The sequence below is a fragment of the Clostridium sp. C8 genome (genome assembly GCF_001010885.1).
In the GTDB taxonomy this organism is placed as follows: domain Bacteria; phylum Bacillota; class Clostridia; order Clostridiales; family Clostridiaceae; genus Clostridium; species Clostridium sartagoforme.
Genome location: NZ_LBMX01000040.1, coordinates 96,693 through 119,587 on the forward strand (window position 1 = coordinate 96,693; position 22,895 = coordinate 119,587).

Consider the following 22,895-nt stretch of genomic DNA (forward strand, 5'->3'; position numbering starts at 1 on the left):
ACATAATAAAGTATCTATCAATGGATTTTTGGAGGAGTGTATATGGTAGTTAAAAATATTATAGATAAGCTATATAAGTTTAATAATGCTAGTAGGGATGAACTTATTTTTTTATTAGATAATCTAAATCAAGAAGATAAAACTTATTTAATACAGAAATCTCATGAAACTAGAATGAAAACTTATGGGGATAAGGTTTATATGAGAGGTCTTATTGAGTTTACAAACTTCTGCAAAAGAAACTGTGTTTATTGTGGAATAAGAAGAAGTAATACAGAAGCAGATAGATATAGATTAACAAAAGAAGATATTATGGAATGTGTTGATATTGGGGACAGGCTGGGCTATAAGACATATGTTCTTCAAGGTGGAGAAGATGATTATTTTACAGATGAAGTAATGATAGAAATAATAAGAATGATTAAGGAAAAATACCCCAATAATGCAATAACATTATCTTTAGGAGAAAGAAGTTATGAATCTTATAAGAAGATGTTTGAGGCCGGTGCTGACAGATATTTATTGAGGCATGAAACAGCTACAAAGGAACTTTATGATGAACTTCATCCAGGAGCTAGTTTTGAAGAAAGAAGGCAGTGTTTAAAAAATCTAAAGGAAATAGGATATCAAGTGGGAGCAGGCTTTATGGTTGGGCTTCCAAAACAAACTAATAAAGATTTAGTTAATGACTTACTATTTGTAAAAGAGTTGGAGCCTCATATGTGTGGAATTGGTCCGTTTATTCCCCATAAGGATACTCCTCTTAAAAATAATAAAGCTGGAACACTAGAAAAAACAACTACAATGTTAGCATTAGTAAGATTGCTATTGCCTAATGTTTTATTGCCATCTACAACTGCTCTTGGAAGTATAGATTCAACAGGTAGAGAAAAAGGCATAAAAGCAGGAGGAAATGTAGTTATGCCTAATTTATCACCAACTAGTGTAAGGGAAAAATATTCACTTTATGATGGGAAAATATGCACTGGAGATGAGGCTGCAGAATGTAGGCAGTGTATCGAAGGAAGGATAAGAAGGGCTGGATTTAACGTTGAAGTAACAAGAGGTGATAATGTAGCCTGGGAAAAAGAGCATGGATATAAATTTGTGCAAGAAAAAATCAGAGCTGAAAATATAAGGATAATAAATTAAAATAAATAAATTATAAGTTATAGGAGTGTTTTATATGTTTATTGATCATGAGTATATTGAAAAAATTTTAGAAGAAGCTAAGAATGCAACAAAAGAAGAAATAAATGCTGTTTTAGAGAGAGCTAAGAAGAGAGAGGGATTATCATATGAAGATATAGCAGTATTACTTCAAGTAGAAGATGAGGTAGATTTGAAAGAAATATATAAATTAGCAGGAGAAATTAAAGACTCAATTTATGGGAAAAGAGTTGTAATGTTTGCTCCTTTATATGTAAGTGACTATTGTGTAAATAATTGTGTTTACTGTGGATATCAAAGATGTAATGAATTTGGAAGAAGAAAATTAACTATGGAAGAAGTAAGAGAAGAAGTTAAAATTCTTGAAAAAATGGGACACAAAAGACTTGCTTTAGAACTTGGAGAAGACCCTGTAAATGCTCCAATAGAGTATGTATTAGAATGTTTAGATACAATTTATAAAACTCAAAATGAAAATGGAGAAATAAGGAGAGTAAATGTTAATATAGCAGCAACAACTGTTGAGAATTATAAAAAATTAAATGAAGCTAAGATAGGAACTTATATTTTATTCCAAGAAACATATCACAAACCAACTTATGAAAAAATGCATCCCAAATCAATTAAAGGAGACTACAATTATCATTTAACAGCTTTTGATAGAGCAATGGAAGCTGGAGTAGATGATGTTGGAGCAGGAGTTTTATTTGGTTTATCTGATCCTAAATTTGAAGTTATAGGTCTTATGATGCATAATAAACATTTGGAAGAAAAGTTTGGAGTAGGATTCCATACCATTTCAATGCCAAGACTAAAGCCAGCTAAAGGAATGACTTTAGAGCAATTTCCTCATATAGTTGATGATGATATGTTCAAAAAATTAGTTGCAATAGTAAGAATTGCTGTACCATTTACAGGCATAATAATGTCAACAAGAGAAACTGCAGAGATGAGAAGAGAATTATTAAAATGTGGAGTATCACAATTAAGTGCAGGTTCAAGTACAGGTGTTGGAGGCTATAAGGATAGAGAAGAAGGAAAAGAAGTTTCTCAATTTAAAACATCAGATGAAAGAACTCCTCTTGAAGTATTAAAGGGAGTTTTAGATGATGGATATATTCCAAGTTATTGCACAGCATGCTATAGAAAAGGAAGAACTGGAGAAAGATTTATGACTCTTGCTAAAAGTGGAGAAATTCAAAATATGTGTGAACCTAACGCAATGGCTACATTATTAGAATTTGCTCTAGATTATGGTGATAAGGAAATATTAGAAAAATCAGAAAAAGTTATAAGTAAAGAAATAGAGAATATAAAAAGAGAAGATATAAAAAATGTACTAAAAAGTAACTTAGAAAAACTAAGAAAAGGACAAAGAGATTTATATATATAGGGGGAGTTTACCATGAATTCAACACCAAATGCAAATAGGAAGCATATTGCAGTGTTTGGGAAAACTAATGCAGGAAAATCATCATTAATAAATAAATTTTTAGGTCAAGAAATTTCGCTTGTTTCAGAAAAGGAAGGGACAACAACAGATCCAGTTCAAAAAGCCATGGAGCTTATACCAGTTGGACCAATTTTGATGATAGATACAGCAGGGTTTGAAGATAAAAGTGAACTTGGGGAAATAAGAATAAAAAAAACATTAGATATTATTAAAAGAACAGATGTAGCAATTTATATCTTTGATATTAATGATATTGATTTGAAAAAGTTTAAAGAAATTAAGAGAAATTTTAAAAAATATAATATACCTTATATAATTGTTATAAATAAATGCGATAGTGTAAAAGAAAATATATTAGAAGAATTAAAAAGTAAATTCAATGATTCAATATTTTTATCATCACAAACAGGTGAAGGAATAGAGTTATTAAAAGAAAAACTCATAAACATATTAAAACAGGAAGAAGAAGAACTTCCAATAGTAGGGGATCTGCTTAACTATAATAGTAAAGTAGTTTTAGTTGTTCCAATAGACTCAGAAGCTCCAAAGGGAAGAATAATACTACCACAGGTACAATGCATAAGAGATTGTTTAGATCATGGAATAAAGAGTTATGTTGTTAGAGATACAGAACTTAAAGGTGCACTTGAAGATATAAAAGATATAGATTTAGTAATAACAGATTCCCAAGCATTTAAAGAAGTTGACAAGATTGTTCCTAAAAATATAAATCTAACAAGTTTTTCAATGCTATTTGCAAGACAAAAGGGAGACTTTAAAGAGTTTGTAAAGGGAGCGTTACAAATTAAAAAATTAAATAAAGACTCAAGAATATTAATGGCAGAAAGCTGTACTCATAATGTTTCTCATGAAGATATTGGAAGAGTAAAAATTCCAAAGCTATTAAATAACTATGTTGGAGCAGAATTAACATATGATTATAGTATTTTTCATGACTTTCCTGAGGATATGGATAAATATGATTTAATAATTCATTGTGGAGCATGTATGATTAATAGGAAAACTGTAGTTAATAGAGTAAATCAATGTAGAGAAAAAAATGTTCCGATAACTAATTATGGAATTGTACTGGCATATTTAAATGGAATTTTGGAAAGAAGTTTATCTTTATTTAATATTAAGTATGATGATATAATATAAAGACTGAATTTAACTAAAGAAAAGGGGGAGTGTTAATTATGAAGGAATTAGCAATGGAAGCAAATAGATGTTATATGTGTAAAAAACCAAGATGCCAAGCACACTGTCCTATAAATACTTCTATTCCAGAAGTTATAGAATTATTTAAAGAAGGGCAAATAGCAAAGGCTGGGGAAATTTTATTTCAAAATAATCCACTATCATTAGTGTGTGCTATAGTATGCCCTCATGAAGACCAATGTAGAGGAAATTGTATTAGAGGAATAAAAGACGAACCAGTAAGCTTTTGTGATATAGAGAAGCATGTATCAAAATATTATTTAGAAAACATAAAGCTTGAAAAAGAAAAAGAATTAGAAGAAAGAATTGCAATAATAGGTGGAGGACCAGCTGGAATAACTATAGCATTCATATTAGCGCAAAAAGGATATAAAGTTACTATATTTGATTCACATGACAAAATAGGTGGAGTATTAAGATATGGAATACCAGAATTTAGACTTCCCAATAGTATTATAGATCATTATGAAGAAAGATTAATTGAGTTAGGAGTTAAAATAAGACCAAATACATTAGTTGGACCTGTTTTAACCTTAGATAAACTTTTCTTTGATGGATATAAAGCTATATTTATAGGTACTGGAGTATGGAATCCTAAGACATTAGATATAAAAGGCGAAAGTTTAGGGCATGTACATTATGCAATAGATTATTTAAAATCACCTAGTGTTTATAACTTGGGAAATAAAGTATGTGTAATAGGAGCTGGAGATGTTGCGATGGATGCAGCAAGAACAGCAAAAAGAAATGGTGCTAAAGAAGTATATATTTTATATAGAAAAGGAATGGAAAATATACCTGCAACAAAAGCTGAGTTAGAAGGAGCAATTTCAGATGAAATTAAGTTTGAGTTGTTTAAGTCTCCTGTAGAGTTAACAGAAGAAGGAGTTAAATATATAGAAACAGAAAATGTTGTAGATGAAGATGGAAAAATCAGCACTATAGTTATTGAAGGAAAAGAAGAAATATTTGAATGTGATTCAATAATAATTGCTGTAAGTCAATCTCCAAAGAATAATATTGTTTCAAATACAACAGGACTTGAAACAAATAAGTGGGGGCTTCTATTAACAGATGAATATGGTCATACAACAAGAGACGGAGTTTTTGCATCAGGAGATGTAGTTACCGGAGCTAAAACTGTGGTTAGAGCAGCATCCCATGCCAAAATAGTTGCAGAAGAAATAGAAAAATACATTCAAAAAAATAAGTAAATTCAGTGAAGTAGAGTGTATGCATAATTAAATATAGATTATAAGAGAAAATTTTAATTATATTAATTTAAACAATTTGAAAAAGGAGATAACACTATTAGTTTCTCCTTTTTTTAATAGTGTGAAACAAAAAGTAAAAATTTTTAAATTTCCTATAAATTATAAAAAAACTATTTACAATGTAACAATGTTACGTTAATATTGAAAGAATAAATAAGATAATTGAAATGAAAGATGAGGCATCTTTAGATGATTTAGCCTATATATTCTCTAATAATATAAAAGATATAAAAATAACTCGAGATTATTTAACCAATATATTATCAAGAGAAATAATAACACGCTATGAAGAGATAATTGATACTAAAGATATATATGAAGAAAACAATATTTTTTCACTATTTATATATAATAAACTTATCAATTTAGGAAGTTTAAATATTTCAGAAATAAAGGAAATAACAATATTAGCAAATAGAGATTATGAGAAAATAGATAATAGAGATTATGAGCTTATCATAAAAAGGAAATATGGGGTATGCTATTACTATATAGTAGTAGATAATATTGATATGTTTAACGATGATTCATCTATTAATCTTGCAAAAATAAATATTAATAAAGTTATAGAGGAAATAAAAAGATTGTAGAAGAAAAAAAGTTATAGGGCTACCTATAACTTTTTTGTTTAAAAATTAAGTATAATTAAGAAAGTACTACCTAATTTATTATGTTAATCATATAGATTATTAATTGAAACATATATATAATATAAGTATGAGAAGGATTTAAACTCAAAGAGGAGGAATATATGGTAGCAATTGTAAAACTATTAAATGAAGTATGTGAAAAAACTAATATTAGGGTTAGATTATTAGATTCTAGTAACAATGAAATTTTTGATAATTTACCAACAACGGAATCAAAGGTTATGAGAAAAATATCTGTAAAAGATAAAATTTATAAATTGATTTTAGAACAAGATGATATTAGAATAATACCAGCAATTGAGTATATATTAAATAAATGTATAACAGAAGAAAATATAATAGAAGAATTGCTTGAAGGGAAAAAGCAATGGGATGTATTGTTAGATCCATCAATAACTAAAGCAAATAAAATGTTACTTATTGAAGCTATTAAAGAAAATGAAGTTTTAGAAATAGTAAAGGATACATATTCCGATAATAATGTTTATATTGGAGAAATCTACGATAGAATAATTGTAATTGGGAATTTAGAAGATGAAAAAGAATATGCTCTTTCATTAAAGGAAACAATTATTCAAACTTTAGGAATAAATATAAAAATATGTATAAGTAATTTAGACTATACATTCGAAGGATTTAAAAAAGCATATAATAAATCTGTACAAACCTTAGAAATAGGAAGAAAATTCAAAATAAAGCCTGAAATATATTGTATTGAAGAAATGTATTTAGAAAAGGCTATTTTTAATTTATCAGATAAATATGTACAAGAGTTAAAGGAAGAATATAAGGATATATTTAAAAACTTAAGTCATGAATTAATACAAACAATTGAAGAAATATTAAAATGTGACTTATCTTTAACTAAAGCATCTAAAAATCTATATGTACATAGAAATACATTAATGTATAGAATTGAAAAAATTAAAAAGGAAACTGGATTTGATATACGTAATTTTAAGGAAGCTACTTTCCTTTATATTTTATATATGAACAGCAAAAGAAATTAATTAAATGAAAAATTAATAAAATAAGTAAAATTAAAAAATAACCATAATAAGTATTAGGATTTCTTATTATGGTTATTTTTATAATCATGTATATTGATATCTATAATAGTTATATATAAATAAACAAACCTAAAAAGCCTGTTAATGCTATAATTGTTAATGGATTAAACTTATATCTCCTAAGTAAAAATAGTGAAATAGAAAAAATTATAATAGCAAATATGTTAAGGTTATTCAAATTTCCACTTAGTGTAGTTCTACCTAAAAATGCAATTAAAATTATAGAGGAAGCAGATGATGCAATAAGACCAATTGAAGTTGAACGAAGACCTTTTAAAATATTTGCAATTTCTTCGATATCATTATGCTTTTTAAAAAAATTAAATAAGAAAATAGAAATAATTACACCAGTAATTACGCAAGCGAAGGTAGCTAATATTGCACCAAGGATTCCAGCTATTCTTAGGCCAACAAAAGTTGAAGCATTAATTGATAAGGGACCTGGTGTCATTTGAGATATAGTAATAATATCAGTAAATTCTTGAATAGTAAGCCAACCATATTTATTTACCATTTGGTCTTGAATTAGAGGCATTATAGCATAGCCACCACCAATACTAAAAGAACCTATTTGCCAAAAGCTTAAAAATAAGGTAATAAGGATATTAATCATTTCTGAGTCCTCCTAATTTTTTCTTCTTAACATATACTTGAGTAAGGCTGACTATTACTCCAAAAATAATAATAGCTAGTACATTTACATTAAAGAAGAAGCTAGCTATAAATGATAGAGGAACTAAAAGTGATAGTAATAAATTTTTTTTCTTAAATACATCTTGGCTCATATCAATAACTAGATCTACAATTGTAGCTGCAACACCGGCTTCCATTCCTTTAAGAACTGAAGAAATAATCATATTACTTCTGAATGCTTCGTAGAAGAAAGATATAATAGATAATATTAATAAAGGAGGTAAAACCGTACCTATACATGTGATAATAGCTCCTTTTACACCTAAAAGGTTATATCCTATTAGTGAGGATAAATTAACAGCAATGGCTCCTGGATTCGATTGAGCTATTGCTGCCATATCTAGTAGCTCTTCATTATTTATCAGTTTCATATCTTCAACTAAATACTTTCTTAATAATGGAATAATTACGTAGCCTCCACCAAAGCTGAAGCAACTGACTAAAAATGTCACCTTAAAAAGTGAAAAATATAGCTTAAAACTTTTAATTTTCATGCCATGCACTCCTTATGATTTACTCTTATGCTTATAAGTATATAGCATGGACATAGGATAAGTATAATAGTATAATTTTATATAATATATAAACATTTAGTAATGAATTAGGAGGGGAAAATGAAGATTAGGCATTTACGTATTTTTAAAACAGTATGCGAAGAGGAAAGTGTCACTAAGGCATCTGAAAAGTTATTTATGACGCAGCCAGCAGTTTCCCATGCTATAAGTGAGTTAGAGGATTATTTAGGAGTATCTTTATTTGATAGAATTTCAAGAAAAGTTTATTTAAATGAGACAGGTAAATTATTTCTTACAAAGGTTACAAAGCTATTAGACTTATACGATGATTTAGATAAAAATATTAAAGAATTAGAAGATAATGCTGTTATTAAGATAGGATCTTGTATAACTATTGCAAACTTTATTTTGCCTACTATAATAGGGAAATTTCAAGGCGTTTGTAAATCTACTCCAACAAAAATTATAGTAGATAATGCTAGAAGTATTGAAAATATGTTATGTAAGAATGAAATTGATTTAGGGTTAATAGAGGGAGTTGTTTATAATGAAGAACTTGAAAGAATACCTTTTTCTTATTATGAATTAGTAGTAGCTTGTTCTAATAAACATAAATTTGCAAAAGAAAAACCTATAACGTTAAGTGAGTTAGTAAAAGAAAAGTTACTATTAAGAGAAAAGGGAAGTTCTATTAGAGATATTTTTGATAGTGCCATGCTATTACATGATATAAGAGTAAATCCCAGTTGGACAAGTGTTAATTCTCAAGTTTTGATAGAAGCTGCAAAAGAAAATTTAGGGATAACAGTATTACCTAGGGTATTAGTTGAAAATGAAATTAATTTAGGAAATCTTGTTGAAATTAAAGTTAATGAGCTTAATTTATCTAATATAAATCATATTGTTTTTTATAAAGGAAAAGTACAAACTAATAGTTTCAAGGAATTAATAAATATAATAAAAAATAGTCTATAGACTTGTCCTTCAAAAAAGTCTATAGACTATTTTTATAATTTATTACTTAAAGTCCTAGAGAATATTAATAAGCATTTTCTGTAAATTCAAATTTTCTTACATCAAATAATCCTTTATCAGTTATTTTTAAATCAGGAATAACTGGCAGTGATAAGAATGATAAAGTCAGGAATGGATTAAAATTAATATCTGGAGCAACTTCTTTTATAGCTAAATGTAGCTTTTCTAAATCATCAACAACTTCTTGAGATTTTCTTGAAGTTATCAATCCAGCAATTTCTAGTTGAATTGATGCTAATACTTTTTTGTTTTTAACAACTATAATTCCACCATTTATTTTTTTCAACTCTTCAACTGCAAATATGATATCTTCGTCAGATGTTCCACAGGTTATTAAGTTGTGAGAATCATGAGCAACAGTTGTGGCAATTGCCCCATATTTTAAGTTTAAACCTTTTATTACTCCAAGACCAATATTACCAGTATTTTTATGTCTTTCAATTACAGCTATTTTTAATAAATCTAAATCTACATCACATTGAAATGATTTTGTATTTTTTAAAGTATTTATATCAATTTTTATATGAGCACTTTCAAGTTTATTTGGATTAATTCCAATTACATTAAGCTTTGTTTTATTATGCAAATTTATTTCTAAGTCTTTTGCTGTAAATTCATTTATATTAATATTATTTAATTTAGGGAATTTAGAGATTTTATTAGAAGTAGTAGCAACTAATTTATTATCTTTTACAACTAAAGAACCTTTCTTATAAACTGAGTTAATTTTAAAGTTAGATAAGTCATCTAAAATTATGAAATCAGCTATATATCCAGGGGCAATAGCTCCTTTGTATTTTAGTGAATAACATTCTGAAGTGTTTAATGTGCACATTTGTATAGCAGTTTCAGGTGATAAGCCATGAGAAATAGCCATTTGTATAGAACTATCTATACTTCCATTTTTTATTAAGTCATCTATATGTTTATCGTCTGTACAAAAACATATCCTTCTACTATTAGAAATAGAAACAGATTTTATTAATTCATTTAAGTTTTTTGCAACGGAACCTTCTCTAATATGAACATACATACCACGTCTAAGCCTATGAGTAACTTCTTCTATAGAGCAGCATTCATGATCTGTAAGCACATTTGCAGTAGCGTATACATTAAGCATATCATTTGTGAAACCTGCACAATGCCCATCTATAATAAACTTATTTGATTTGGCATCCCAAAGTTTATTAAGCATACTATTAGAGCAATTTATAACAGCAGGAAAATTCATAACTTCAGCAAGACCTAGGACATTAGGTTCATTATATAATGGAAATAAGTCACCACTTTCTAATATAGCACCAGAAGTTTCAAAAGAAGTGGCTGGAACGCATGAAGGAAGCATAAAGTAATAATCAAAAGGTGTATCTTTAGCAAGGTCCATAATAAGTCTTATACCTTTATCCCCTAGTACATTAGCAATTTCATGAGGGTCAATAATTATAGATGTGATTCCATGTAACAAAGCTGCTTTATAGTATTCTTTTGGGGTTACAAGGGATGATTCAATATGGGCATGAGCATCTATAAGACCAGGGCAAATAAATTTACCAGTACCATCAATTTCAACTATGCCTTTATAATTACCAAACCCAACAATAACACCATTTTTAATAGCAACGTTGTCAACAAAGGAGCTGTTTTGGAATACGTCAACAATAGTTATATTATTAATAACTAAGTCACATATTTCATGTTTACTTGAAGCCTTAATTTGAGATATAAAATCTTTCTTATTCATAAATTCACCTCAGAGTATATTTAAATATAATAATAAACAACCTCATCTAGATTAAAACTTCATAGTTATACTATTTAAGGTAGTATAGTAGATACGCCTAAACCATATTATTAGGCTTATAAGAATGTTATTTTTATCTATTATATGAAATAATAGCCAAACTGTCAAAAAAAATTATCTCATTATATATAGTACTGATATAAATAAAATAAAGAACTTTTAAATTACCATATTTTGTGATTTAATATAATTTATAAGGAGGGGGTATTCTTGCCAATAAAAATTCCAATAGATCTTCCAGCCTATACTGTCTTGTCTGATGAAAATATTTTTGTAATGAATATGGAAAGAGCGAAAACTCAAGATATAAGACCTTTGCAAATAGCAGTTTTAAATCTTATGCCGATAAAAATTCAATCAGAAAATCAATTGCTAAGATATCTATCCAATACTCCACTTCAAGTAGAAATAACATTGTTACAAACTAAAACTTATACATCTCAAAATACACCAATAGAGCATTTAAAAAAATTTTATAAGTATTTTGATGAAGTGAAAAATGAAAAGTTTGATGGGTTAATAATTACTGGGGCACCTGTTGAAACTATAGAGTTTGAGGATGTAACATATTGGAATGAACTTGAAGAAATAATGGAATGGAGTAAAAGCAATGTTTTCTCAACACTTCATATATGCTGGGGTGCACAAGCAGCACTATATTATCATCACAATATAAGTAAAAAAGCTTTAAAAAAGAAAATATTTGGAGTATTTCAACATAGGGTAAATAAAATTAATGAGGATTTAACTAGAGGATTAGATGATATTTTCTATGCACCACATTCTAGACATACTACAACGTCAAAAGAAGATATTGAGAAAAATGAGAATCTAGAGATATTATCGGAATCAGAAGAAGCTGGATTGTTTATAATTGCTACAAAAGATAAAAGACAAATCTTTATAACCGGTCATTTAGAATATGATAGAGACACATTGAAAAGTGAGTATTTAAGAGATATTAATAATGGAAAAGATATTGATATACCAAAAAACTATTTTCCTAAGGATGATATAAAAGAAACTCCAATGGTTAGATGGAGAGGAAGTGCAAATATAGTCTTTGGAAATTGGCTAAATTATTGTATTTATCAAAATACTCCATTTAAACTTGAAAATATTGAATAAATTGCAGCAATTAAGGGAGTAAAGCTATAGATGTTCACCTTTTATTATATTAAATAATATAATAATCTTATGAAAGCTTAATATTTGGAGGATATTATGAAAGATAGTGCAGTTATAGTTGGATGTTCGGATAAGTTTATAATATATTTTACTAAATATCTTATTTTAAATAATATTGAAACATATTTGATTATTAGGAAAAATGAAGACAGTGATATATTAAAGGAAATAGAAAAGGATGTTACTATAATAAGGCTTGATGGGAACGTAGAACATTTAAAGTTGTTTCTTAAATCTATAGAACCGAAGGTAATATATAATTTGTGTAATATAGATTTAAGTGAGAAACCAGAAATTAAAGAAGTCATTGATAGAGACTATTCAGAGGTTATTTTAATTTTAGAAGCTCTTACAGATTCAAGAAGTACTAAATTTATAAATTTTATAAATAAGACTTTAGAAGATGAAAATAAAATTTCATTGGACTTATATTCAGCTATTGAAAAATCACTAGAAAGTATAATTGAATATTATAAAAATAAATACAATATTGAAGTTTTAATAAAATATAAAACTGGAGATATGGGGTTAGATTTAGAATCATTGATGAATTATTAAAAGGAAGGAAAACTTCCTTTTATTTTTATGACAATACTCACTTTACTTATTGCTAATATATGTGATATCTTTTAAGTAAATACTTGAAAGATAAGTAATTTCAATAGGAATAGGTAAACAAAATGAAAGAACTAGTAAAAAGTCAATTAAGCAACATGGATTTATTTAAAAATATTGACACAAATACAATATATGAACTAGCCGAAATAGGCGAGAGTAAATGTTACTTAAAGGGAAGTCATATATTTAGAGATAAAGAAGAAATTAATAAAATTTACATAGTATGTAGTGGAAAAGTTTCATTATATAAATTAAATGAGTCTGCTCAAAAGAAAGTAATATTTATATTAGGGAAAGAGACTATTATTAATGCAGTAGTTTTAGATGACTTACCAGCATCTATAAACTGTGAAGTATTTGAAAAATCAGAAATATTATCTTTTGATAGAATGAGATTTCAAGAAATTATGGCAAAAGATTTTGAATTAACGAAAATAGTAATATCTTCTTTAAGCATAAAGGTGAGAAGATTGTACAGGCAGTTAAAGAACTCTACGCCTTTAAAGGTTGAAAAAAAAGTAGCGGCAAAGCTATGGAAGTTATGTAAGGATTATGGAAAAGAAATTGAAGAAGGTACTTTAATAGATTTGAATATAAGTATAACTTATCTAGCAGATATGTTTGGTGCTCCAAGAGAAACCATATCAAGAGCATTAAAAATTCTTCAAGAAAATAATTTAATAACATACGAAAAGAGAAGAATAGTAGTAAAAGATAAAGATAAAATTGTAAAATTTTTCAAGGGAATAGAAACTAAATAGAATATAAAAAATAGAGAAACTGTGATAATTATCACAGTTTTTATTTTTATTAAGCTTTATAATCTTGTTATAGAGATTGTGATTATAATCACAATAATAAGGGGGAAATTATGTTTAATGAAGAATTTAATAAAGTATCAACAGCAGCAAAAGCAAAAGTAGAATTATTAAAAGAAAACAGAATTGGTTACTTTATAAGCTCAATGCTTGCTGGAATATATGTTGGACTTGGAATTATGTTGATTTTTACAATTGGAGGATTACTTAGTTCAGCTAATTCATCAGCAACTAAAATTGTTATGGGATTATCATTTGGAGTAGCCTTGAGTTTAGTAATATTTGCAGGTTCTGAATTATTTACAGGGAACAATTTTATCATGGCTGTAGGATCATTAAATAAAGAAGTCTCTTGGTTAGAAACAATTAAGGTTTGGATAGTAAGTTTTATTGGAAATTTAATAGGTTCAATACTTGCAGGAACATTATTTTTTATGGCTGGATTAGCAAATGGTCCAGTTGGAGATTTTATAGCAAAAACTAGTGCAGCTAAAATGTCTTTGCCAGTTAGTGATTTGTTTTTTAGAGGAATATTATGTAATATATTAGTTTGCTTAGCTGTATGGTGCAGCTTTAAGTGCAAGGAGGAAGTATCTAAACTTATAATGATATTTTGGTGTTTATTTGTGTTTATAACAGCAGGATTTGAGCATAGTGTAGCCAATATGACTTTATTAACAATAGGATTACTTTCACCAGCAGGCACAGCTGTAAGCATAGGCGGATATGCATATAACATTATAATAGTAACATTAGGTAATATGGTAGGAGGAATTGTATTTATGGCAATACCTTATTACATAATATCTAGAAAGAAAAAAGTCAACTAATTAAATAAACTAAGAGGTGTTTAAGATGGGATATAAGCTTAAAGTAGAAGAATTTAATAAGGGATTACAAGAATTATCAAAAAAGTATAAGATATATGCACCAAAGGTTTTTGAAGGAAAAGGAACCTTTTCAGATACTGATATAGTTAGATATGGTGAAATATCAAAAGTTGAAGAAATAGAATTTGATAAAAAGTCACAGTTTTCATACAAAGAAGTATTGCTTCCAATAACTCAAACATTATTTTTCTTTACAGAAAATGAAGTGAAGGAGTCAGAAATTGATGAAAAATCAATATTAATTTTTTTAAGAAGTTGTGATATACATTCTTTAAAAAGAATAGATAATATCTATTTAAACAATAAATTTGAAGATCCATATTATAAGAAGCTAAGAGAAAAAGCTAAGTTTGTTTTAATAGGATGTGAAAAAAGCTTTAAGAGTTGTTTTTGTTTAAGTATGGGAACAAATAAAACAGATGAATATAATACTTATATTAAGAAAACTGGTGAAGAAGTATATTTAGATATAAAAGATGAAGAGTTTGAAAATATATTTAAATCATTGAGTAATAAAACTTTAAATGTAATTCCAGATTTTGTAGAAGATAATGAAATTGAAGTTAACATACCAGATAACTTAGACTTAAGGGTTATGAAATCAACTATGTGGGATGAGTATTCAGAAAGATGCATAGCTTGTGGTAGATGTAACTTTGTATGCCCGACATGTACATGCTTTACTATGCAAGATATATTCTATAAAGACAATGGTAAGGTTGGAGAAAGAAGAAGAGTTTGGGCTTCATGTCATGTAGATGGATATACTGATATGGCAGGAGGACATAGCTTTAGGAAAGATAAAGGTCAAAGAATGAGATTTAAAGTTCTTCATAAAGTTCATGATTACAAAAAAAGATGGGGACATCATATGTGTGTAGGATGTGGAAGATGTGACGATATTTGCCCTCAATATATATCCTTCTCAAATTGTATAAATAAATTAGAAAAAGCTATGGATGAGGTGACTAAGAATGACTAAAAATGAATATTTACCTTTTATATCAGAAATATTAGATGTTATTAAACATACAGAAATAGAATATACTTTTAGAATGGCTTTTAAAGGAGATGTGAAGCCAGGACAATTTTTTGAAGTTTCAATTCCGAAATTTGGTGAAGCACCTATATCAGTAAGCGGAATAGGTGAAAATTATGTTGATTTAACAATAAGAAGAGTTGGTAAAGTTACAGATGAAGTTTTCAATAATTATATTGGAGATAAGCTATTTTTAAGAGGACCCTATGGGAATGGATTCGATATAAATAATTATAAGGATAAGGAAGTAATAGTAGTAGCTGGAGGAACTGGACTTTCACCTGTTAAAGGAATTGTAGATTATTTTTCAAATAATACAAATGATTGTAAAAGTTTCACTTTAATTTCAGGTTTTAAATCTCCTAAAGATATATTATTTAGAGAAGATATAAAAACCTGGGAAAAGAATATAAATGTAATATTAACAGTAGATGGAGCGCAAGAAGGATATCAGGGTAAAGTTGGGCTCGTAACCAAATATGTTCCAGAACTTGATATAAAAGATATAAAAAGTGTACAAGTTGTTGTGGTTGGACCTCCTATGATGATGAAATTTACTGTATTAGAATTTTTAAAGCTAGGAATTAAAGAAGAAAATATATGGATATCACAAGAAAGAAAAATGTGTTGTGGAATAGGAAAATGCGGACATTGTAAAATAGATGATACATATATTTGCTTAGAAGGACCTGTGTTTAATTATTCAAAAGGAAAAGATTTAATAGACTAGGGGGAATTGCTATGAATACAAGTACTACGGATATCAATACTAAAAAGCTTAAAAAAAATGCCTTTAGAGTTACAAAGGAAAGAGGAATGACAGCTTCAAGAGTAAGAGTTCCTGGTGGATTATTAAAGGCTGAATATTTAGGATTAATTCAAGAAATTGCAGATAAATACGGTAATGGAACAGTTCACTTAACAACAAGACAAGGCTTTGAAATTCCGGGAATAGATATGGAAGATATATCAGAAGTTAATATCATGTTACAACCTATAATAGAAGGATTAGAAATAAATCAAGAAGTTCCAGGAAAGGGATATACAGCAGCAGGAACAAGAAATGTATCAGCATGCATAGGAAACAAGGTATGTCCATTTGGTAATTATAATACAACAAACTTTGCTAAGAAAATAGAAAAAGCAATATTCCCAAATGATCTACATTTTAAAATAGCTTTAACAGGATGTCCTAATGATTGTATAAAAGCTAGAATGCATGATTTTGGAATAATAGGAATGACAGAGCCACAATTCGATAGCAGTAGATGTGTATCTTGTGGAGCGTGTATTAAAGCTTGCAGTAAAAAATCAACAGGAGCTTTACATGGAGAAAATTATAGACCTGTTAGGGATCATAGCAAATGTATAGGATGTGGACAATGTGTTATTAGTTGTCCAACGGGAGCTTGGAGCAGAAGTAAAGAAAAATATTATAGATTGGCTATAATGGGTAGAACAGGAAAGAAAAATCCAAGATTAGCAGAAGATTTTATAATATGGGTAGATGAAGAAAGTATAATACAAATAATATTAAATACTTATAAATACGTTAAGGAATATATTGCAAAGGATGCCCCAGAAGGAAAAGAACACATAGGATATATCGTTGATAGAACAGGTTTTATGGAATTCAAAAAGTGGGCTCTTGAGGGAGTTCAGCTTTCAGATAAAGCAATTCTTAAAGAAAATATTTATTGGAGCGGAGTAAAATATTAATAATTTTAAGCTTTGAACAAGAGTCAAAAATAATAGAAGATGCTCCATAAGCTAATAGCTACGAAAGAAGTACTAGGCTTCAAAAAATTGCTATGCCAAGAGTTTTGGTTAACTCGACTACGTTCAGACAAACCAACAACTCTAAGGCATAGCAATTTTTTCTTCACCAAGTACTTCTAGTTTCTCACTATAATTCATAGTTTTTGGAATAAAGTAAAAGGTAACAGGTTATGATACAAACTTCAAAGCAATTTATAAATACAAGAATGAAAAAATTGAGGTTGTTTTGCTGCACAAAACTAACTACTGTTCCTAAGCTTACCTTGAACTAGATGTTTCTTAATTTTTAATTATAGTTTACATTTAGTACTTGTTACCTGATACCTGTTCCCTGTTACATATAAAATCAAAACAACTGTGAACTGTGCCTTGTGAACTATGAACTGAAAAATGCTTCGCATTTTATTACAAGTGTGAAAAAAGTTTGTAATAAGAGTATAATAAAGGTATGATAAAAAACTAGAGATAAATAGATATTAAAATAAATTAGGAGTAGTATTATGATTCAGCTTTTAGGAATTAAGAAAAATACAAAGGTGGAAATAAGAGAAAAGTTAGCTTTGTCTCCTAAAAGGAGAGAGGAATATACAAAAAAATTAATACAATATTTTGATGAAGTTGTTATATTAAGTACTTGTAATAGAACAGAAATTTATTTTAATGGTTCTTTAAGTGATGAAGAAGGATTAAAAAAGATTTTTGAAATATTAAAATGGGATATAAACTTAAAAGAATATTGTTTTTATTTAAAAGAAAAAGAAACTGTAAGGCATTTAATGGAAGTAGTCTGTGGATTTCACTCTAAAATATTAGGAGAAGATCAAATACTTGGACAAATAAAAGATTCATATCAATTAGCTCTTGAAATTAAGGCAGTTAAACATGATCTTCAAAGACTATTTCAAGAAGCAATTACATGTGGTAAAAGATTTAGAACAGAAGGAAGATTTTATGAAATACCAATATCTTCTGCATCTATTTCAATAAATGAAGCAATTCAAAAAGGTTCAAAAAGAATTATGGTAATAGGATATGGTGAAGTTGGAAAGTTAGTAGTGAAGTATGCTATTTCTAGTCATATAGAGGAAATTAATTTAGTAGTTAGGCAAGTTGAAAAAGTTGACTATATAGATGATGACAGAGTTAAAATAATGAATTATGAAGATGGAAGAAATATAATTAATAATATGGATTGTGTGATTTCTTGTACTTCAGCCCCACACTTAATTATAGAAAAAAAGCATATTGAAAGTAATGGAAATAAGCTAGTAATTTTTGATTTAGCTCTTCCAAGAGATGTAGATAGTAGTATTAAGGATTTTAAAAGGGTGGAACTTTATGATATTGATGACATTAGTTTAATTGATGATGAAAATAAAAAACTAAGAAAAGATAAAATGATAAAATTTAAGTATGTAATAAGTGAATATATAGAGCGCTTCTCTAATTGGAAAGATACAAGAGACATATCAAATATTATAAGGAATATGAAAACTGATAGTATTAAAGTTATAGAAGAAAGAGAAGTTACATTAAAAAATAAATGCATAGATAAAAAAGATATAGAAATTGCACAAAAGCTTATAAAAAGTACATCAGACTATTACGTTAATAAAGCTATTGAAGTTTTAAAAGAAGAAAAATTAAAGGGGCAGGAAGAAGAATGTATGAGGATATTAGAGAAGATATTTCTAAAGAAGATTTAAACTACACTTATCTGTCTATAATGTCAAATAAGTTAAGTGTTGGTATAGTTGGTGGAGGAAAAGCTAGCTATTTAAAATGCAAGAAATTTCTAGAGAATGGATGTCAAGTTGAAGTTTTATCTTTGAATTTTATAAGTGAATTTTATGATTTAAAAAATATTAAACTTATAAAGGGAACTTATAATAAGAAATTTATAAAAAATAAACATTTAGTAATAATATCTACAAATGATGAAAATATAAATCTTGAGATAAAAAAGGACTGTGAGGATGAGTTTAAAATATACATATTTGCTTCTGATTATATAAAAGGAATGGCTGTGGCACCAATGCAGAGGCAATTAAAAAATATAACTTTTGCATTGAACACTAAGAATGGAAATCCAAAAGGAGCAATAATGTTATCCAATAAAGTTTTTGATATACTAAATAATTATGATGATTTTATTGAATATTCATCAAAGATTAGAGACAAGGCTAAGTTCATTGAAAAAAATAAAAAAGAAATTATAAACTTCGTATGTAGTGAAGATTTTAAATATATATATATAAAGAGAAAAGATAAATTAGTATTAGAACTATTTTTTGGAAAAGAGATTGTAAAAAAAATATATAAAGATTTATAGGAGAAGTTTTATGGAGTTAATTATTGCAACTAGAAAAAGTAAGTTAGCCCAAATTCAAGCAGATAAAATAATTAAGCTTATAAAGGATAAATATAATATAGATTCTAAAAAATTATTAATAGTTACAGAAGGAGATAAAAGGCTAGATGTAACTCTTGACAAAATAGGTGGTAAAGGACTATTTGTTAAGGAAATAGAATATGCACTTTTAAATAAAGAAGCACATGGAGCTGTGCATAGTATGAAAGATGTACCATTTGAATTACCACAGGATTTCGAATTAGCAGCAATTCCTGAAAGAGAAGATATAAGAGATGTGTTTGTGTCAAGCAATAATATTTCTTTTAAGGATTTAAAAGAAGGTGCAGTTATAGGAACAAGTAGTATAAGAAGAGCAGCTATGATAAAGGAAATTAGAAAAGATTTAAAGATAGTTCCAATTAGAGGGAATGTTCAAACTAGATTAGAAAAGATGAAAAATGAAAGAATGGATGGAATAATTTTAGCAGCTGCTGGATTAAAAAGATTAAATTTAGAAAATATAATAACAGATTATTTTGATCCGAAGATATTTTTACCAGCAATAGGGCAAGGTGCATTAGGAATAGAGGTATTGAAAAATGGTGAGTATAACGAGTACTTACGCAATCTAGATAATAAAGAAGTTAGGACTGCAGTAGAAGCAGAACGAAGTTTTATGAGAAGATTAAATGGTGATTGTCATAGTGTTATTGGTGTTTATTCAGAAATAACAGATAATGATTTATATATGATAGGAACCTTTAATGTAAATGGAAAGATGATAAAGAAAGATATACTTGGAAATAAAAATGAAAATATAGAACTAGGATTTAAATTGGCTGAAAAGATTTTGAAAGGATAATAAAAATGAGTAAAGTTTATATAATAGGTACTGGACCAGGAGATGAAGAGTTATTAACATTAAAGGCAGTAGAAGCATTAAAAAGATGTACTGCTGTTTTATATGATAGATTAGTTTCAAATAATATATTAAATTATTTAAAAGAAGATTGTAAAATATATTATTGTGGAAAAGAACCAGGATGTCATTATAGAACTCAAGAAGAAATAAATGAAATTTTAATAAAACTTGCTAGGGAAGGGCATACTGTTGGGAGAATTAAGGGGGGAGATCCTTATGTTTTTGGCCGAGGAGGAGAAGAAGTACTTTCTATAATTGAAGAGGGAATAGATTTTGAAGTAGTTCCAGGCATAACTTCTCCAATATCAGTATTGAACTATGCAGGTATTCCAATAACACAAAGAGGAATGGCTCAAAGTTTTCATATAATAACAGGTATGACTGCAGGAACATTAAATATAAATTGGGAAGCAATATCTAAAGAAAAAGGCACATTAGTTTTTATGATGGGATTAAGTAATCTTAGCATAATAAAAGAAAACTTAATAATGAATGGAAAAGACAAAAATACTAAAGTCGCAGTAATAATGAGAGGAACGTCATCAAAGCAAAAAAAAGTAATTGGAACTTTAGAAGATATAGAAGAAAAAGTTTTAAAGGCTAAGCTTAAATCTCCATGTATAATTGTTATGGGAGATGTTGTTGAATTAAGCGATAAGTTAAATTGGTATGAGAAAAAGCCGCTTTTTGGACTTAATATATGTGTAACAAGATCAAGAGAACAGTCTTCTAATTTAAAGAAGAAACTTAGGGATTTAGGAGCAGAAGTAACGGAAATAAATTCTATAAAAATACAACAAACTAAAGAAAATTTAAATTTTGTTAAGGATAAATTAGGTGAATATAATCACATAATACTTACTTCAGTAAATGGGGTTAATATATTCTTTGATTACATAATAGAAAATAAAATTGATATAAGAACTATAAAAGCTAAGTTTTCTGTTGTTGGTAAGGCTACTAAAAGAGCCTTAGAAGAAAGAGGAATTCAAAGCTTTATAATGGGAAGAGAATTTGTTGGAGAGGGACTTTTTAAAGAATTAGCCCCCTATTTAGTTAAAGGAGAAAAAGTATTAATACCATGCTCTTCTTTAAGTAGGGAATATTTAAAGGAAGAAATTGAAAAACTAGGTTTACATGTAGATAAAGTTCATACATATAATACAATTTGTGGTGAAGTAAAAAATAAAAAGGTATTTGAAGAGGTAGATTTCATATTATATACAAGTCCAAGTACTGTAAATAATATGATAGATATCTTTAGTATAGATGATATAAAATCAAAGTTTAATATTGCAATTGGTCCTCAAACATATAAAGCTTTAAAAGAAAATTTAATACAGGAAGCACATATGTGTAAAAAACATTCAGAAGATGGATTCTTAGATGAAATAATAGAGATATATAATAGGTTTAAGGAAAGCAAAGGTGAATAATATGATTAAAAGAGGAAGACGATTAAGAATAAATTCAGCAATAAGAGATTTAGTTAGAGAAAATCAATTAAATACTAATGATTTCATATTTCCTATCTTTGTTGTTGAAGGAGAAAATATAAAAGAAGAAATAAATTCTATGGAAGGCAATTATCATTGGTCAATAGATAGATTACATGAAATAATAGAAGAAGTTGAAAGTCTTAATATAAAGGGTGTAATTTTGTTTGGATTACCAAAGCATAAAGATGAATGTGGATCAGAGAGTTTTAATAATGATGGAATAGTACAAAAGGCTGTAAAGAAAATAAAAGAACTCTCAAATAATTTATATATAATTACAGATGTTTGCATGTGTCAATACACAAGTCATGGACACTGTGGAATATTAGATGAATTAAATATTGATAATGACAAAACATTAGAAATACTAGGTAAAATAGCACTATCTCATGCAAGGGCTGGAGCTCATATGGTTGCACCTTCAGATATGATGGATGGAAGAGTTGCATATATAAGAAATATATTAGATGAAAATAAATATGAGAATGTTGCAATAATGAGTTATTCAGCAAAATATTCATCATATTTTTATGGACCATTTAGAGAAGCTGCTCATTCTGCACCTCAATTTGGAGATAGAAAAACTTATCAAATGGATCCTGCTAATTCAGAAGAAGCTTTAAGAGAAATTGAATGGGATATAAATGAGGGTGCAGATATAATAATGGTAAAACCGGCACTATCATATTTAGATATTATAAGAAGAGCAAAAGATAAAATTAATGTGCCTATTTGTGCTTATAATGTTAGTGGTGAATATGCAATGGTAAAAGCTGGTGCTAAAATGGGCCTTATAGATGAAAAAGGAATAGTTCTAGAAATGCTTCTTTCAATGAAAAGAGCAGGAGCAGATTTTATAATAACATATCATGCATTAGAAGCAGCTAAATGGCTAAAGGAGAATTAA

The 22,895-nt window shown here is 27.8% G+C and carries 22 protein-coding genes and 1 riboswitch; of the genes, 19 read left to right on the forward strand and 3 right to left on the reverse strand.

All coding sequences use genetic code 11. The features are described from left to right. Window positions 1-42 precede the first annotated feature (42 nt). From hydE to AAT22_RS05735, 6 genes are all read left to right on the forward strand, one after another. A complete protein-coding gene (gene hydE, locus AAT22_RS05710) occupies window positions 43-1,152 on the forward strand; it encodes a [FeFe] hydrogenase H-cluster radical SAM maturase HydE (protein WP_047000540.1) in 1,110 nt (369 codons plus the stop codon). Window positions 1,153-1,186: 34 nt separating this feature from the next. Further along, complete coding sequence (hydG, locus tag AAT22_RS05715; RefSeq protein WP_047000541.1) at window positions 1,187-2,563, forward strand: [FeFe] hydrogenase H-cluster radical SAM maturase HydG; 1,377 nt, start codon at window positions 1,187-1,189, stop codon at window positions 2,561-2,563. A gap of 12 nt (window positions 2,564-2,575) precedes the next feature. After that, entirely contained in the window at window positions 2,576-3,784 is a 1,209-nt protein-coding gene (hydF, locus tag AAT22_RS05720) for a [FeFe] hydrogenase H-cluster maturation GTPase HydF (RefSeq protein WP_047000542.1), read from the forward strand. Window positions 3,785-3,822: 38 nt separating this feature from the next. Continuing rightward, window positions 3,823-5,058 carry an NAD(P)-dependent oxidoreductase gene (locus AAT22_RS05725; RefSeq protein ID WP_047000543.1) on the forward strand — a complete coding sequence of 412 codons (1,236 nt, stop codon included), beginning with the start codon at window positions 3,823-3,825 and terminating at the stop codon, window positions 5,056-5,058. Window positions 5,059-5,267: 209 nt separating this feature from the next. Then, the gene (locus AAT22_RS05730) at window positions 5,268-5,708 is read left to right on the forward strand and encodes a DUF4004 family protein (protein ID WP_278279797.1); all 441 of its coding nucleotides are present in this window, start codon (window positions 5,268-5,270) and stop codon (window positions 5,706-5,708) included. Window positions 5,709-5,869: 161 nt separating this feature from the next. Further along, window positions 5,870-6,778 carry a helix-turn-helix domain-containing protein gene (locus tag AAT22_RS05735; RefSeq protein ID WP_016208561.1) on the forward strand — a complete coding sequence of 303 codons (909 nt, stop codon included), beginning with the start codon at window positions 5,870-5,872 and terminating at the stop codon, window positions 6,776-6,778. A 109-nt stretch (window positions 6,779-6,887) separates the two neighbouring features. Here the strand turns inward: AAT22_RS05735 and AAT22_RS05740 are convergent, their stop codons facing one another. Beyond that, window positions 6,888-7,451, reverse strand: coding sequence for a chromate transporter (locus AAT22_RS05740; protein ID WP_016208560.1), 564 nt, complete (start codon window positions 7,449-7,451; stop codon window positions 6,888-6,890). Continuing rightward, window positions 7,444-8,025, reverse strand: a complete 582-nt coding sequence (locus AAT22_RS05745) for a chromate transporter (protein ID WP_047000544.1) — start codon at window positions 8,023-8,025, stop codon at window positions 7,444-7,446. The genes AAT22_RS05740 and AAT22_RS05745 overlap by 8 nt, the downstream gene beginning before the upstream one ends. Before the next feature lie 120 nt (window positions 8,026-8,145). Here AAT22_RS05745 and AAT22_RS05750 point away from each other — a divergent pair, with 120 nt between their 5' ends. Further along, window positions 8,146-9,021: a LysR family transcriptional regulator gene (locus AAT22_RS05750; protein ID WP_047000545.1), complete on the forward strand. Its 876-nt coding sequence runs from the start codon at window positions 8,146-8,148 to the stop codon at window positions 9,019-9,021. 64 nt (window positions 9,022-9,085) lie between these two features. Here AAT22_RS05750 and ade read toward each other — a convergent pair whose 3' ends face one another. Further along, window positions 9,086-10,822 carry an adenine deaminase gene (ade, locus tag AAT22_RS05755; protein ID WP_047000546.1) on the reverse strand — a complete coding sequence of 579 codons (1,737 nt, stop codon included), beginning with the start codon at window positions 10,820-10,822 and terminating at the stop codon, window positions 9,086-9,088. A gap of 42 nt (window positions 10,823-10,864) precedes the next feature. Beyond that, a riboswitch (purine riboswitch) is annotated at window positions 10,865-10,966 on the reverse strand. 126 nt (window positions 10,967-11,092) lie between these two features. Here ade and metA point away from each other — a divergent pair. The 12 genes from metA to hemB all read left to right on the forward strand — a co-directional run bounded on the left by metA (window position 11,093) and on the right by hemB (window position 22,895). Next, window positions 11,093-12,010 carry a homoserine O-succinyltransferase gene (gene metA, locus AAT22_RS05760; protein WP_047000547.1) on the forward strand — a complete coding sequence of 306 codons (918 nt, stop codon included), beginning with the start codon at window positions 11,093-11,095 and terminating at the stop codon, window positions 12,008-12,010. Window positions 12,011-12,106: 96 nt separating this feature from the next. After that, window positions 12,107-12,628: a hypothetical protein gene (locus tag AAT22_RS05765; protein WP_047000548.1), complete on the forward strand. Its 522-nt coding sequence runs from the start codon at window positions 12,107-12,109 to the stop codon at window positions 12,626-12,628. A 122-nt stretch (window positions 12,629-12,750) separates the two neighbouring features. Beyond that, the gene (locus AAT22_RS05770) at window positions 12,751-13,449 is read left to right on the forward strand and encodes a Crp/Fnr family transcriptional regulator (protein WP_047000549.1); all 699 of its coding nucleotides are present in this window, start codon (window positions 12,751-12,753) and stop codon (window positions 13,447-13,449) included. A gap of 110 nt (window positions 13,450-13,559) precedes the next feature. Further along, window positions 13,560-14,336 carry a formate/nitrite transporter family protein gene (locus tag AAT22_RS05775; protein WP_047000550.1) on the forward strand — a complete coding sequence of 259 codons (777 nt, stop codon included), beginning with the start codon at window positions 13,560-13,562 and terminating at the stop codon, window positions 14,334-14,336. 25 nt (window positions 14,337-14,361) lie between these two features. Continuing rightward, a complete protein-coding gene (gene asrA, locus AAT22_RS05780) occupies window positions 14,362-15,378 on the forward strand; it encodes an anaerobic sulfite reductase subunit AsrA (RefSeq protein WP_047000551.1) in 1,017 nt (338 codons plus the stop codon). Further along, window positions 15,371-16,165 (forward strand): anaerobic sulfite reductase subunit AsrB, encoded by a 795-nt coding sequence (gene asrB / locus AAT22_RS05785; RefSeq protein WP_047000552.1) that lies wholly within the window; start codon window positions 15,371-15,373, stop codon window positions 16,163-16,165. Before asrA ends, asrB begins: the two co-directional genes overlap by 8 nt. Before the next feature lie 11 nt (window positions 16,166-16,176). Further along, window positions 16,177-17,154, forward strand: a complete 978-nt coding sequence (gene asrC, locus AAT22_RS05790) for a sulfite reductase subunit C (protein WP_016208550.1) — start codon at window positions 16,177-16,179, stop codon at window positions 17,152-17,154. A gap of 560 nt (window positions 17,155-17,714) precedes the next feature. Further along, window positions 17,715-18,920 carry a glutamyl-tRNA reductase gene (gene hemA / locus AAT22_RS05795; RefSeq protein WP_047000553.1) on the forward strand — a complete coding sequence of 402 codons (1,206 nt, stop codon included), beginning with the start codon at window positions 17,715-17,717 and terminating at the stop codon, window positions 18,918-18,920. Continuing rightward, a complete protein-coding gene (locus tag AAT22_RS05800; protein ID WP_047000554.1) occupies window positions 18,878-19,546 on the forward strand; it encodes an NAD(P)-dependent oxidoreductase in 669 nt (222 codons plus the stop codon). Before hemA ends, AAT22_RS05800 begins: the two co-directional genes overlap by 43 nt. Window positions 19,547-19,556: 10 nt before the next feature. Next, window positions 19,557-20,429, forward strand: a complete 873-nt coding sequence (gene hemC, locus AAT22_RS05805; protein WP_016208308.1) for a hydroxymethylbilane synthase — start codon at window positions 19,557-19,559, stop codon at window positions 20,427-20,429. A 5-nt stretch (window positions 20,430-20,434) separates the two neighbouring features. Beyond that, window positions 20,435-21,925 carry a uroporphyrinogen-III C-methyltransferase gene (gene cobA / locus AAT22_RS05810; protein WP_047000555.1) on the forward strand — a complete coding sequence of 497 codons (1,491 nt, stop codon included), beginning with the start codon at window positions 20,435-20,437 and terminating at the stop codon, window positions 21,923-21,925. A 1-nt stretch (window position 21,926) separates the two neighbouring features. Beyond that, the gene (gene hemB, locus AAT22_RS05815; protein ID WP_016208307.1) at window positions 21,927-22,895 is read left to right on the forward strand and encodes a porphobilinogen synthase; all 969 of its coding nucleotides are present in this window, start codon (window positions 21,927-21,929) and stop codon (window positions 22,893-22,895) included.